10 protein-coding genes are annotated in these 15,024 nt (G+C 48.5%); all 10 read left to right on the forward strand.

Annotated elements, in window-relative coordinates:
- The first annotated feature begins 66 nt into the window (after positions 1-66).
- Positions 67-1,374: a Na+/H+ antiporter NhaA gene (gene nhaA / locus LX98_RS07565; RefSeq protein ID WP_496428322.1), complete on the forward strand. Its 1,308-nt coding sequence runs from the start codon at positions 67-69 to the stop codon at positions 1,372-1,374.
- 1,361 nt (positions 1,375-2,735) lie between these two features.
- Positions 2,736-3,614, forward strand: a complete 879-nt coding sequence (locus LX98_RS07570; protein WP_496428323.1) for a TP0624 family protein — start codon at positions 2,736-2,738, stop codon at positions 3,612-3,614.
- 30 nt (positions 3,615-3,644) lie between these two features.
- Positions 3,645-4,622: a DUF4384 domain-containing protein gene (locus LX98_RS07575; protein WP_496428324.1), complete on the forward strand. Its 978-nt coding sequence runs from the start codon at positions 3,645-3,647 to the stop codon at positions 4,620-4,622.
- A 680-nt stretch (positions 4,623-5,302) separates the two neighbouring features.
- On the forward strand, positions 5,303-6,541 hold the full coding sequence (locus LX98_RS07580; RefSeq protein WP_496428325.1) for a hypothetical protein: 1,239 nt from the start codon (positions 5,303-5,305) through the stop codon (positions 6,539-6,541).
- A 16-nt stretch (positions 6,542-6,557) separates the two neighbouring features.
- Positions 6,558-7,769, forward strand: a complete 1,212-nt coding sequence (locus LX98_RS07585; protein ID WP_496428326.1) for a type VI secretion system-associated FHA domain protein — start codon at positions 6,558-6,560, stop codon at positions 7,767-7,769.
- The gene (tssJ, locus tag LX98_RS07590) at positions 7,741-8,247 is read left to right on the forward strand and encodes a type VI secretion system lipoprotein TssJ (protein ID WP_496428327.1); all 507 of its coding nucleotides are present in this window, start codon (positions 7,741-7,743) and stop codon (positions 8,245-8,247) included. The genes LX98_RS07585 and tssJ overlap by 29 nt, the downstream gene beginning before the upstream one ends.
- Positions 8,248-8,292: 45 nt before the next feature.
- Positions 8,293-9,636, forward strand: a complete 1,344-nt coding sequence (gene tssK, locus LX98_RS07595) for a type VI secretion system baseplate subunit TssK (RefSeq protein WP_496428328.1) — start codon at positions 8,293-8,295, stop codon at positions 9,634-9,636.
- Positions 9,637-9,640: 4 nt separating this feature from the next.
- Positions 9,641-10,339 (forward strand): type IVB secretion system protein IcmH/DotU, encoded by a 699-nt coding sequence (icmH, locus tag LX98_RS07600; protein ID WP_496428329.1) that lies wholly within the window; start codon positions 9,641-9,643, stop codon positions 10,337-10,339.
- Entirely contained in the window at positions 10,336-13,998 is a 3,663-nt protein-coding gene (gene tssM / locus LX98_RS07605) for a type VI secretion system membrane subunit TssM (protein WP_496428330.1), read from the forward strand. The genes icmH and tssM overlap by 4 nt, the downstream gene beginning before the upstream one ends.
- Positions 13,998-14,963, forward strand: coding sequence for a type VI secretion system-associated protein TagF (gene tagF / locus LX98_RS07610; RefSeq protein ID WP_496428331.1), 966 nt, complete (start codon positions 13,998-14,000; stop codon positions 14,961-14,963). The genes tssM and tagF overlap by 1 nt, the downstream gene beginning before the upstream one ends.
- The last annotated feature ends 61 nt before the right edge of the window (positions 14,964-15,024 follow it).

Here is a 15,024-nt window from a genome sequence, read left to right on the forward strand (position 1 = left end):
TCGTGTCATAAGAAATCGTTCTGGCATTCGGTTTCGCATTCCCGTTCTTCATGGTAGTTTCGAAGCATGAAGAAAACTCCAGTCGATACTTGGCTGACAGATCCCCTTAACAGCTTTCTTGGCAGGCAGACCACCAGTGGCATTGTGCTATTCGTTGCCGCCCTGATGGCATTGATTGTGGCCAATTCTCCCTTTGCGGACGCCTACCACCATCTTTGGCACAACGAAATCTCCGTCGGGTTTAACGATTTCGTGATTAGCAAGACTCTGCACCATTGGATCAATGATGGGTTGATGGCCGTCTTCTTCTTCGTGATCGGGTTGGAACTGAAGCGCGAGATCATGGCGGGTGAACTGAGCAATCCCCGTGATGCGCTGCTCCCTATCGCAGCGGGAGTGGGAGGCATGGTTGTGCCGGCGTTGATCTACCTGGCGTTTAATTCGTCGGGCGACGCCAGTGACGGATGGGGCATACCCATGGCAACCGATATCGCCTTCGCGCTCGGCATTATCTCCCTGTTAGGTAACAAGGTCCCATTATCGCTTAAAGTATTTCTTACCGCTCTGGCCATCGCTGATGACCTCGGCGCGGTGCTGGTCATTGCGGTTTTTTATACATCAAACATTGACCTCGTCAATCTGGCAGCCGGTGCGGGATTCATGATCCTGCTGGTGACATCCAATCTGCTGGGTGTCCGCAATATTCTCTGGTATGGACTGCTGGGAATCGGCGGCCTGTGGCTGGCGTTCCTCTTATCAGGAGTGCATGCCACCATTGCCGCGGTGCTGGCCGCGTTCACCATTCCTGCCAATGTGAAGATCTCGGATAAGGGATTCGTTTCACGCATTCAGGCCTTGGGGGACCGATTTGAGATGGCCAAAAGCAATGACCTGACCCTGGTGACTGATGAGCAACTCCATGTGCTTGAAGACATTCGCGCGGTGGCCAGGGAGGCACTGACTCCGCTCCAACGGTTGGAGCATGGCATGCACCCCTTCGTGGCGTTTGTGGTGATGCCGGTCTTTGCATTGGCGAATGCCGGAATCTGCTTTCCGGCTGACTTCCTGAATCAGTTGGCCAGTCCAGTCACATTAGGAGTGGCATCAGGGCTGCTGGGGGGAAAGGTCTTGGGCATCATGGGCATGTGTTACATCCTGATCCATTTTCGGTGGGCCTCCTTTCCGGAACAGACAGGCTGGCGGCACCTCTTTGGTGCTGCGATGCTTGCCTCGGTGGGGTTCACGATGTCGTTGTTTATCACCGGACTGGCTTTCAACGATGACGTATTGATCCTTCAAGCCAAGTTGGGCATCCTGCTGGCCTCGTTGATAGGTGGAATTTCGGGATACTATCTGCTGCGGCGGGCAGGGTGATTTTCTAGATAAGCTGTGGTCCGTGTTTTACGAGAGGTTGGCTGTCATGTCTTAAATGTAAAAGCATAGATAGCAACATCCAGCCAGTGAACGAAGACCTTATGTTTCTGGTAGGCCTCATTCAGTTTAATCCCATTTTCATCCTGAGCAGGCGTGCAGGATCTGTACTAAGGAGAGATAGCTCCAGGGTGTAGCGAGGTTCTTCATAGAATTTTCCCCTTGCATGCTGAAGGACCCGGGGCCAGTTTTTCGGAAATCCATTACCATTGGGGTTATTCCGGACATGTGTTAATCGGGAAGTCATCGCAGCCTCTTTCGGATGGATCGCTACTAATTTCTTGCGGGGATGATAGAACGAATATCCTTTTGATATTCATCTATAAATTGTTGGATTGACGACCAATGATTTTTCGGCGTAGACCACAATTTCGATATTATTTGAGAGTGTTTGTCAACGAATGCCTTGGTTTTCACATACATTTACCATGATAGCGATGGCCTTATTTCAGCCTGGACTGTGCGCCCCATAGAAAAGCGTCACAGGTAATTGTTGAGGATACGCCAACAATTCCTTGATCTCTTAGGAATATTGGGGAGTTCGTGCGAGAATCGCTTTTGAAATTCCGTCCCTTGCATGGAATTAGGCTAAAACAATGTTTGTAATACCGTTAAAGGTGCGAGAATATTAAACCACAGATCCACGTGTGGGGTTTCTCCGGAAAGACAACGAGACCAAAACTGACCATGAGATTTCTAAACCCGTCGTCCTGAGGCTGTGGGCCATATATTCGCTAGATTTGAATGCCCAAGGAAAAATCTGCCCAAACTCCAGAAGTTAAAAAAGTTGGTTGGGGGTGAATTATGTAGGAGATGCTGGAAGCAATCGGTGGTTTGGTTATTCACTTACTCTGGCTGCTTGCATATGCGTGCAGACGACGTTATTTCCCTAGATGAAAACCTTGCATGCTTAAGATCTACTGAGAAGGCGTTACTCTGCTGAATAATGGCCGGGAATTTTGACATTTTTTTGAGTAATTGATTTTTGGGGCCACGCCCACAAACTCTAGAAATACCGATAAAAAGACCTGAACATTGATTTCTTGAAAGAAATTTACACCAGCTAAAAATCTTTTGGTCTTTCATACATCGTCATTTCGCTGGGGGGTCTGAATTAAAATTGGGATGGGAAATTTGGGAAACCGTGCTCGGGCTTTCTCGAGTCTCGATTTATTTAATAAATTATGAAAGAATAAGGAAATTTAAAAATTTGTGCTAAATATTGATAAAAGCCGCCACAGGCAATGGGGAAAACACTGCTTTGGTTTGGATTCATAAAATCTGAAAAAAAGGGGGACGGAATCATGAAAGCATATTTTATGAAGCAAATGGGTGTGCTTGTGGTGGGTGGAATGGTGATGGGGTATTTATCGATTGTCGGTATGGATCAGTCAGGTGCTGAAAATGTGGAAAATGAACAGGGTAACGTGATGATTTCTCAATCCAATGGGAATATTGACTGGTCCAATGGAATTGTTCAAGCAACTGGAATGGGTTTTCCCAGTCCTGATTCTGGGAATGCCAGGTTGGCCGAAGAGGGAGCTAAGAGGGCGGCCACGGTAGTGGCTAGACGGAATTTATTGGAGATTGTTCAGGGGATTGTGGTTGATTCGCATACCGTCGTCAAAAACTTCATGGTGGATCAGGATATTATAAGTAATAAAGTACAGGGGATTGTGAGAAATTCACAGGTAATCAAGGAAGAGAGGCTTCCTGACGGCGGGTACCGTGTGACTTTGCAAATGCCGCTTAAAGGAGAACTCTCGTCTTTGGTGGTTCCCTCCAGGCAAAGTAAACCCAAGCCTCAGTTTGAACCCAAGCCAGCTAAAAGCCAGAATCTTGTCTATACGGGGCTGGTTATCGATGCGCAGGGTTTACCGGTAACAGAGGCTTTAAGTCCAAAAGTGTTAATGGAAGATGGACGTGTGGTCTATGGTTCTGAGTGGATTGAGCCGGAAATTGTCCGGAAGGAAAATGTGGTTGGGTATGTCCGGGGGGTCAAAGCCGCCCAATCGAATAGTCGGGTAATTTCAAACCCTCTCATAGTCAAGGCCCTTCGTGTCGCAGGAGACAATAAGACTGATATTGTCATTAGCGATGAGGATGCGCAATTACTTCATGTTGTGCCCGAACACATGGAATTTTTAGAAAAAGCAAAGGTATTAGTGGTCTTAGACCGGTAACGAAATCACCCTGGTTCTTGAGGAGTGAAAATGAATAGACCAGATGGTCCATTCCATCATATCCCAACACGTGGCAGGGGGGGGCGAACTTGCTTAGCACAGGGATTCGCCTTGTTGGCCTTCTCTCTGTTGGGCAGCCTACCTCTCTTTGGGTGGGCTAATTCAGCAGAAGAAGTGAAAGGGCAATATTGTTACACCTATGGGGATCAAGAAACTCCAGCGCAAGGGAAAAAGAAAGCCTTGGCCTTAGCCAGGGAACGAGCCGTGGAAAATCATCAGGTCTTTATTTCAAACAAAACCAGTATTGAGAATTTTCAATTAAAAGAAGATCTCATTCAATCGGTCAGTGCCGGGCTGTTGAAAAATGTGGCGATCCAGGAAGAAACGGAGGAAGGTCGGACTCTGTGTGTGGAGATTGTGGCCCAAATTGAACCGAGTCTCATGCAGGAGGAGATCGAACGGCGAATGGAGCAGCGTGAACTGAATAATGAACTGGTTAAGTTATTGGCCACTCCGGTGAACGAGGGTGTGAGGCAAGAAAGTCCAGGACTGAAAATCTGGCTTAATAATCTCGACAGTCTCTATCGAGAAGGAGACAGTCTGATTGTGTATGTTCAGGCTGAGCAAGATGTGTACTTGAAGCTGGATTATTTCCAGGCAGATGGACAGGTAGTGCACTTGGTACCAAATTTTTTTAGGCGGCAGGCCTTTATTAAAAAAGGGGAAACCTATGAATTTGGAGGACCAAATTCCTTAGAACAATTTAGGATCAGTGGGCCATTTGGGGATGAAACAATCAAAGCTCTGACCAGTACGAAGCCTTTTACAGAAGAATTTCTCTCCAGAGAGAAGGTGAGTGAAGGGAAGGCCTATGTAAAAACATTGAAACGGGGCATTGAAAAAGGCATGAGGGGGGTTACGGTAATGTCTGGAGCCACAGTGGCCCTTCATACCAGAAGCCGTGAAGAGATTGAGCACAGAAAAAATTTAAATTTAGATGGTAATTAACACAATCAATAATTCAGAATTGTCAGCCAGGGATTGCCCCTCAATTATGTTTTAAACACTGATTTCTCGAGTAGAAGTATAGGAAGGACCCTTCCTCTCCTCTTGCTATGTTGAAATGATATTCCTGAGGGGCGGTGGGGAAGTTGCGTCTGAACCGGAGAAAATTCGAAATGGGGACCTAAAATCCAATAGGGGCATTCATGCCTGGGAGGTTTCTAATTTTTCCGATTTTTAAGTCTAGCCGGAATTCAAAATCACCCTACAGTTAACCTGCCATCTGGGGAGGCTTGCTTCTTTAGAAAAGTGCGGGTCTTGGGGGCGCTTCCGAAAGCTGCAGTGCGATCCACTTTTCCAATAAAGTCTTCATCGTTGAACCATGACCCTTAAGTCTTCTGCGAGATTTTCTGTTCTCAGGGCATATGGGTTACCCTTGCAATTATTGAAACACTGGGCTACCCTCTTCCGTCTACTTAGCGGATTAAAATTCTGCTTTACCAGTAGGGTAAAGGTAAACCGGTCTAGATCTATCTTTCAGGTCGATGGTTACCTCCTCACTTTCCTCCAAATTTTCTTCCTTTTTTTCCCTCCAATGGGATGAATTTTCTGATTTGTTAAGCGGCGGTCCTTGGGACCAAAACTGTTCTAAATGGTCATTTGAAAACTTGACTGAGGAGCGGCGGTTGGCCTTACCTCATTTGGCTCGCCGTTTTAGCCAGTCGCGCCAGTTTCTCATGACCGATCACGAACAGGACGTTCATCCATTGGAAGCCCTTTGGTTGAAATTGCGATTGTTTGCCGGGCTCTGTGCCCAACTGTCGGCATACTATCGGGACCAACATCGACCGCATTTGGGGTTGGGACCTTCACGGGTCCTTGTGATGTTTCCAAAGGAACATGATTCGCTTTTACCTGCCAGATGGGACTTTTTCGTGGGACCATTTCAAGAGCAGGAAGCCGCAATGGCCTTTGTTCACGAAACAATGCCGCCAGCCTTTCAAGCCAATCTTTTTCAACCTCCACATTCCTTGGATACCGTCTTCAGGGCTCCTGAATTGCGCGAATGGCCTTTGGGAACATCCAAGGAATTTACTGTTCTTCTTCGGTCCATGGAAAAAATCCGAACACAGGAAATTGTCCCAAATCAGGTGAGGGGAATTTTTCACATCCATCTCATGAGTGACGTTTTTCATGGGTCGTCCTTTTCATCTCAGGATGTGTTCTGTGTCAAGCTTCCGGTTTCTCAAAAGGGCAATGCAGTAGTAAACATTTGGATGGCCAGAGTGGAATCCCCTGAGCGGGGGATTATCCTTCGTGGGCAATCCGAGCCCATGTCGCTTTCATCATGGGAGCAAATTGAGGCCGAAAAAGAGAGGGCGTTTTCCAAGACTCCTGTTCAGTTTTTTCGTTCATTTTCAAGTGCCTGTGATTGCTACAGCTTGGGGTTGCTCTTGTTTCAATCCCTTGTAGGGGAAAATGCGGAAACCCTGGGGAGGTTGGAAAGTTGTCTTCCCACCATGGTGAAGGGGGTGAAGGCTCTCAGGACAACGCATACGGATAGATTGGTAGGTATGGGAATCGATCCAATCCGTTTACTCTTTGATGAACAAGGAGCCCTGTTTAGTTCAGCCCGGTTGGTGAGTCCTGGCCCGATACCACAGAGCACGACTCAAGACCTCCCGCGATATGTGTGGTATGCAAGTCTGGAATTGGCTCTTTTACTGGTGGCACGTGAATTTCCTTCCCGGCGAACAGATGAAGGGGATTCGACAGAAACGATCGATCCGGGCAAACAAATGGAGGAAGTGATTGGCCGAATTCAGACCATCGGTGAATGGATCCGGTTGGAACTGTATAGCAGGCAGCAACGGCGAAAAGAAATAATGAGCGTATGCCAAAAGGTTCGTAGGGAAATTAGTTAAAGGAGACCAGTCGGGCATGCCGTTTAAGCTGTTGATCCAGGGAGAATACAATCCTGAAAATGTGGTACCTGCTGCAAATCAGGAGTGGGAAGGAGAAGTCATCATTGGCCGGGGAGAAGATTCCGGATTTTGTCTGCCTGACCGGCGCAAATTAATATCTTCCCGGCATGCCAAAATTAGCCGGCAAGGGAATGATTATGTCTTGATAGATGTTGGCAGTACTAATGGTACCACGTTGAATGGCACGCGTATTCAAGTCGGTACCCCTTTCCCTTTGGCCCCTCAGGATCAAATCGGGATTGGTGGGTATATGTTGGAATTTGTGCCTGTTGATGCCTCAAATCGGATCGGTGAAGAGGATACAGATGCCACTCTGTGTATGGTGCCGATGGAGTCCCCTTCATCCACTATTGTCGAACGGTTGAAAAGGCGATATGCGGAATTACTTTCGGTCCCTGCCGATGAAAGAGAAGCGGAATTAGTGAAGATATTGCAGGAGACCATTTCGGGTCTAAAAAAGGAAAAAGGCGAAGAAATTCTTTCAATGGTGGAACAGGCTTTTTCGGAGGAGGATGCGCCGGGGGAGCCTTCTCAGCATAGGGAATTTCTTCATCCTGCTGAGGTTTCCGAAGCCGCGGCCTCCCTCAAAACCGGTCAAGCTTCTGCAAACAAGCCTCCGATGTTAGGGCCCTCATCCATGGGTGGACGGGAAGACCAGGTGCTGACCTTACTTCTTGATTTTGTCCTTGATTCCATAAATGGACGGAGGCAATTTGAAAAGGAACTGGAGGTAGAGGTGACACGGATTTTTGGAAAAGAACGAAATCCGATTAAATGGGCTAAAACCTCTCAAGAAATACGGACATACTTGTTTGAGAGTCCGGAAGCCAAGAGCCAGTTTCCACAGGTTAGGGATGAATTGCAACTAGTCTTGGAGGACTTAGCGCTACACCCCTTGGGTTTAATGGCAGGGTTTCGAGAATGTTTGAGATTTTTTTTAAAGCAGCTTGACCCTTTGACCTTGGAAGTGGAGTCCAAACATAAAAAGAAAGATCTGGGATCTTTGCTCCAGTCCTTTGGCATGTTGGTGAGTCATCCTACCTGGGAACATTTCAAGGAGAAACATCGTCAATTACGAGAGGAAGAAATTAAAACCTTCCATCGATTATTAGGCCCTGAGTTTGCGAAAGGATATCTCCGTGTATTCCAACAAAAAAAAACTTCGTGAAAATCGGGTTCTGCAGTTCCTAGTAGTGATCCTGTGTGGATTTTTGGTCTCCTGTGGTGGAGGGTCCACAAAAATGGACTTTGGTATCTCCCTGGATGCGTCTAATCGGTGTAACTTTTCGGAGATAGGGCAAGCTGTTCCGGTGACGGTGCGGATCTATACCTTGCAGGATCCAACCCGTTTTGAGAAGGCTACTTTTCAGGAGCTCTGGAAAACAGACTATGAATATTTGGGGAAAGATTTGTTACATCGGAAGGAATTGACCTTACGACCTTCCTCCATGGAACCGATTGTCTTAAATGTGGATCCGGAAGCCAACGAAAAATTTATTGGCATTATGGTGCTATTTCGCGAGTATAAGGACGGTATTTGGCGCCGGGTGATTCCGATTGAAAAACCCGGCATGCTGTCTTTTGGGCCGCCGCGGTACATTTTCAAATGTGACCAAAATGTGCTTGGGGAAGCGGTCAAAGATTAATCGGTGTTTTGACGGGCATGGGTCGTTAAGAAAGGGTTTTATTACATGGATGTCTCGAATCGGGTCATTTGGAGTGAGGGAATGTTATTGACGCCTCACCTATTTCAGCAATGGGATCGGTATCATGATCTCGTGTTGGGAGAGCGGTTTCAGAATCTCCATCCCTTTGGATGGGGGTTATGTCAATTGGATATCGATCGGGATGGATTGGCGAATGGGAGTTTTACGTTACTCCAATGCCGTGGGGTAATGCCCGATGGTCTGATTGTCCGGATTCCTGAGCACGATTCCATTCCCTCTACCCGCCTTTTGGGAGAAGAACTCTTTCCCCCATCTGCAGATTACCTTGAGGTGTTTTTAGGCGTTCCAATGGACCATACGGGAATTGCCAATTGCAAGCTGGATCAAAAGGCCTTACCCCGAGAACCACGTTATGAAAGCACGCTTGTCTCGGTTCCCGACTTCAATACAGGAGACAATACCAAGGAAATTATGGTCGCTCGGAAAAATCTCAAAATCTTTTTTACGGGGGAAGATATGCCGGATTCCAGTATCATGAAAATTGGGGAGTTGGTCCGGACTCCCGGAGGAACGATTACGCTCCGAGAAAGTTACATTCCGCCCTTGATGTGGGTGTCAGGGTCAGAGGCGCTGACCCGATTGCTGCGTTCCCTGTTGGAATTAATGGTGTCGATGGGATCGGCCTTGGCCGATCAGCAAAGAGGAATTCGTGAACATGGCGGTATGGACCTTCTTCGATTTTCCATGTTGCATGCCATTTTTTCCTATATTCCCGTCTTGGCCCATTATAACCATGTGGGAAAAATTCATCCGGAAGCGCTCTTTGTCACCTTGGCGAGATTAGCAGGAGAGTTACTGTTGATGTCCCCCAATGCCAGTCCCAAGGATTTGCCTTTGTATGAACATACAAATCTATCCAGAAGTTTCAGGGAATTAGATATCACCATTCGAAATATTGTGGAGCACATCTCCCCGACTCGGTATATCACGATTCCACTTGAAAAACGCGGAGAGACGATGTTTGTGGGACAGGTATCGGAAGGGGCGCTGTTAGAAAAAGGACAATTTTTCCTCTCGGTGAGTGGCGGGGAGTCGGAAGAGGCCGTCCGGGCTCTGCTCTTGAAACGGGTCAAGATTGGTGCCATGGATGACATGGACTTGATTGTGAATGCGGCAATGCCAGGAGTGCGGTTCCGTCATATCGTTCGGCCGCCCGCGAGTATACCGGGAAAAACTGGACACCAATATTTTCAATGGGAGACGCAAGGGGGATTTTGGGATCGCATCAAACAATCGCAAGGTGTCGCGCTGTACGTTCCGTCTGAATTACAAGACATCAAAATAGAAGTTCTCGTGACGAAAGAGTAACCCCATGAAACCAACTGAAAAATTACGAACAGGACAATTGGTGAATGTCTTTTTTGATCTTTTGGTTCTTGGAGTCCATGTCAAAGATTCACGCGATTTGGGGCGACTGGAATCGTTTCGAACGCGGATCGAAGAGATGCTTGCAGAGGCGGATCGTCGGGGAATGGAGCATCAGTATTCACGCGAAACGTTGAACGAGGCCCGGTATGCGGTTGTGGCGTTTTTAGATGAAATGGTTCTTCAGTCCGGATGGGACCAAAAAAGCCTATGGGCGTCGTCTCCGCTGCAATATCAATATTTTCAGACTCAGGTCGGCGGGGAAGAATTTTTTCGCCGCCTCGATGCCTTGCGTCGGGTCCATCCCGTGAATGCAGATCTTCTCGAAGTCTTTCAAGCCTGTTTGGTATTGGGTTTTGAAGGAAAATACAAATTAGAAGGCCGAGAAAAATTGAAGGATCTCACCCATGATCTCTTTCGGGAAATTGAAGGAGTTCGTGGGGACCTCCCTCCCTTTTCTCCGCAGGGGGAACGCAATGAAGTGGTGCTCGATATCGTGAGACAGGAAATACCCGCATGGGTCATTCTGGCCTGCAGCGTGGCGATTGTGTTTTTTTCTTATGTCGGGATGTCAGTCTTAATCGTCCAGGAAACCGAGGACACCTTTATCCATCTCAATGAATTAGCAGGATCGTCAAAGCCATGATGAAACGGATTACCGGCGCGCTCTGGACCTTGATTTGTCTGCCTCGGGTTCTTTTCCTGAGTCTCTTTCGACGTCCCCGGTTGGTGGTGGCCTTGGGCATTCTCTCCTTATGTGCCCTCATTTGGTTTGCTGGCGATAGGCTGGGCATGGGGAGTCCGGAAATCCGCCTGGTGTTGATTGCCGGGATCATCCTCGCGTGGGTCCTCCTTCTCATTGTCGATTTTTATCGTGCACGCCAAGGGGCGGAGATGATCGAGGAATCCTTGCAGCAACAAGGTGTGGAGCAGGCCGGGCGGTCCCGCCCCGAACAAAAGGAAGATATTGAAGCGATTCGGGTACGATTTGATAAAGCCGTTGCCACACTCAAACAATCCAAACTTGGGAAAGGCTACCGTGGAAAAGCAGCCCTCTACGCCCTTCCTTGGTACATGATCGTCGGACCTTCGGCTTCCGGAAAAAGTACGGCACTGCGGGAGTCCGGGCTCCAATTTCCCTCTCTGGGGGAAAATCAAAATGGCATACAAGGGGTTGGGGGGACTCGGAATTGTGATTGGTGGTTTACGACCGATGCAGTCTTATTGGATACCGCGGGCCGATACATGACGGAGGATGAAGACCGGGAGGAATGGATTGCCTTCTTAGAGTTATTAAAAAAAACCCGGAGTAAAAAACCGATTAATGGAGTTCTGGTGGCAATCGGCATCGATGAGCTACTGCGGGCTACCGATCAATTGATCGAATGGCATGCCAAAACCATTCGCGATCGTATAGATGAACTCATGACCCATTTGGGCATGTCCTTTCCCGTCTATTTATTGGTCACCAAATGCGATTTACTTGAAGGGTTTGTGCAGTTTTTTGGTGAGTTGGGAAAAAGTGAACGGGAACAAATCTGGGGATGTACGTTACCTCGCCCTACGAAGACCTCTTTGCCCCCGCACGAACTGTTCACCCAACAGTTTAGCCATCTCATTGAGGGGCTTCAGGCCAGACGCTTGGAACGGTTCTCGATGACCCGGGGTGCAGGCAAGTTATCTATCTTAGGGTTCCCCTTGCAGGTGGAGTCCTGTCGGCCGGCTCTCACTCGGTTTATCGAAGTCCTCTTTCATCAAAATCCTTATCAGGAAAATCCATTTTTTCGTGGTTTTTACTTGACGAGCGGGACCCAAGAAGGAAGTCCTATTGACCGGATTATTGATTCCGTTCGTCAGGCGGCGGGGCTCAAAGGGGAGGCGATCGGCGCTCAGCCCAACTTAGAACCCAAAAGTTATTTCATAAAAAATTTATTTACCGACGTCATTTTTCCCGACCAATATTTAGCTTCTCCCTCCTCACGCGCCTTCCAACATCGTGGCGTTCTGCGAGTGGCGGTCTTTGGGGCTGCGATTATTGGTGTCGGGCTGAGTATTTTTGCCATGGGATCGTCCTATTTGGGGAATAAGATTATTGTAAGGTCTGTCCAGGATTCAGCGGTCAAAATAGTGCAAATTTCCCGTCAGTCCCACCCAGTGGTAGGTTCCCAGGATTACTTGCATAACCTGGAATTCCTGGAGCGCCTCCAAGGTCGACTGGGTCAAATCCTGGAATACAAGGAACATGGCGTTCCCCTGCGCTTACAAGGATTTTATTGGGGAGACCGGCTCTATGAACCGGTGAAGAATCTGTATTACCGTGAACTTTCCAATGTGATTGTGGAGCCGACGAAAAGGGGGTTGGAAGCCCAATTGTCCCAATTTGTCAATGGGAGGGATATGGATCGGAAAGAGGAGGATTATTACGCCCTGTTTAAGGCCTATCTTATGTTGAGTGATGCCAAACATTTAGATCCCGACTTTCTGACTCGTCAACTCCAGGCGCTGTGGAAATCAGGAAGCCCGGCCTTGCCCGCCCAGGGTGATGCAAAGGTTCCAAAAGCCTATCAAGGGAGTTTACAGGCCAATTTGGAATTCTTTAGTCATTATTTGGCTGGGCAATACTCGATCACCCCCAATCGAGATTTGGTGAAGGCGGTTCGGAATATTTTACGAGAGATCCCTCTCAAGGAACGACTGTATAGCCAAACCCTCCACCAGGCTTCAGAGGGATTGGACCCCTATACTCTGCAGACGGCGTTGGAGGGATATCAGCAACCTCATCTAACAAGCGACTATCAAATACCGGGAGTATTTACCAAAAAGGGCTGGGAGTCGGCTTTCCAAGGAAGGTTGGATGAGGTGCTGGAAGAGTATGCCAAGGAATACTGGGTGTTGGGAGAAAAAGAGCCGTTCAATAAAGAAATATTGGAAGAGGTCAAAGCCAAATATTTCGGAGAGTATAGCCAGCATTGGTTCAACTTTTTGTCATCTATTCAGGTCCGTCCCAATCGAGCCCGGGCCGACGTGCTGACTCTGTTGCAAGGATTGACAACTCCTCCTTCCCCCTTCTTCCTCATTTTGGACGCGGTCAAAAAAAATACCAGCTTTCAAGATCCCCTGATGGCACAGGTGGGACAGGGAGCTTCCGGTCTTTTTGAAAGGATGAAGAAAAGATTATTTACCGACAATCAAGCTACGGGTGCGCAAAACCAGTCTGAATTTTCTCAATTATATCCTGAGTCCATTGCCAGAGAATTCAGATCCATTCATCGCTTTGTGGAGATCCCACAAAAGCAAGAAGGGGCCCAATCCGGTCTCGACCAATATTTGTCGGAACTCAAACGCTTGAATACCGTGATGATCGGGATGTCGTCCATGGGGGGAACCATGGACGATCCAGTCCAATTGGGCCAAAGAATCGTTCAGGGCGAAGCCAACGAGATCACGAAGGCGGCAAATACATTTGAGCAATTAGCGGCAAATTTTGATTTGAGGACGCAAAAAGCATTGGAGCCCATGTTGTTGCAACCGGTTCTTCTGGTCATGCAATCGGTGCTCGATCAGGCGCTACGCACTCTCGATCAACAATGGGTGAGTGAGGTGTTTGAGCCCTGTCAACAAACCCTTGCCCCCTATTACCCCTTTCAATCTTCCGACAAGGAAGCGGCGATTGGGGATGTGGCAAGCTTCTTTCATCCTGATCAGGGGCGGCTGTGGTCGTTCGTCAATAAAAAAATTCAACCGTTTGTCATGGAAGGGCAAGATGGCTGGACTCTGAAAAATTGGAGAGGTGTCCACCTGCCACTCACCCCAGAAACCCTTGAGAGTTTAGGGTACGCCAAATTTTTGTCGGCCAGTATTTTTCAAGGTGAACAAGCGACTCCCAATGTCCCGTTTGATATCTATCCGTATTCGGACCAAGGCTCATCAGCCTCCCTGGTCAGTCATATTGGGATAAAAATCGGTGACCAAAATTTTGTATATGACATGGGTCCCCGGGAATGGCAGGAATTATGGTGGCCGGGTCCTTCCGGATCGGCGGGCAGCCAACTACTGGTGATGGTCAACGGGGTCTGGGAGTCGCGTGAGGCTCAAGGATGGTGGGGCCTTTTTCGACTCTTGGAATCGGCTCAGGTGACGCCCATGAGCGAGTCACTCTATCGGGTAATCTGGGCGTGGAACACATCGGATTCAAAGCCCTTGCGTATTCAGTATGATCTCCGGGCTCGGAAGGCTCAGAATCCTTTCCAGCCCAACTTTTTCTCGAAATTTTCGTGCATCTCCCATTTGGCCGAGGCAATCTGATGCTGGAAAAAATTTCACTAGAAGTCGGCTGTTTTGGAAAACTCCCCCTGTCTCCGGAATTTATTCGGGTGAATGCCAAGGGACCCGCTCTGCAGGCTCTAGACCAATGGCTGCAGGAGGGGCTGCATGGATACCGGACTTCCTTGGGTGTTCAGTGGATCCAAGATTATCTGCAATCGGATACGTGGAGTTTTCTGTTTGACGTGCCAGGTGGGACCGAATGCCTCGTGGGGGTGGTGACGCCGAATCAGGATAAAGCCGGGCGTGGGTTTCCGATGGCGATTTATCTCCGAATAGAGGCACAAGAATTCGCGGGAAGGGTCCACAAGGTCCCCCTGTATTTTCAAACATTTCTGGACTGGGCGAAGCAGATGGTCGAGGAAGAGTGGAAGACTCATTCCCTTCAAGAGTTTCGTGAGCGGGTGACTAATTGTGAGGTTTCCGAGCCTGGGAATTGGGACTCGCTCGATCGGCTGTACCAGGAATTTCTTGGGGCCTATACACTGGACGGGTTGTTAGAGCTGTGCGAGGCCAGTACAGGGTTGGTCTCCATGGCTGCGGTGAAATCACGATTGCGAGAGATGGTGTCCAGCCATCAGCCGTCGAATACATCCAAAGGGGGGCAACTCATGCCCTTTCCGCTGATATATGATCCCGCTCTTCCGTTCGAAATCCCATTTTGGATGGAATACTTGAAAAAGATTGCAGACCTCACCATGGACTGCCCCGTTTTGTTTTGGAACAAATGTCCTCAAAAGGGCCCAGCCGTGGTGTTCATGCAAGAGGGGCCCGTGTCACCAAAAAGTTTTGCAAAATTAATTCATCCCCGCTCATTCGTCGGGCCGCATTGGCCGATGGCCTCGGAGGTTCATGGAGAAGCACATGTCGGAGTCGCCCCAACGGATCGGTCGGAGGGTTCCGATCCTCAAGAAGAGTGGGTAACCTTAGCCCGCTTATTGCGGTAATTGGGCTAAGAGTTCGGAAACAGGAGGGGCCGCGTATAAGCAAAATGAAAGAGACGGCCAC

The sequence above is a fragment of the Nitrospira marina genome (genome assembly GCF_059568365.1).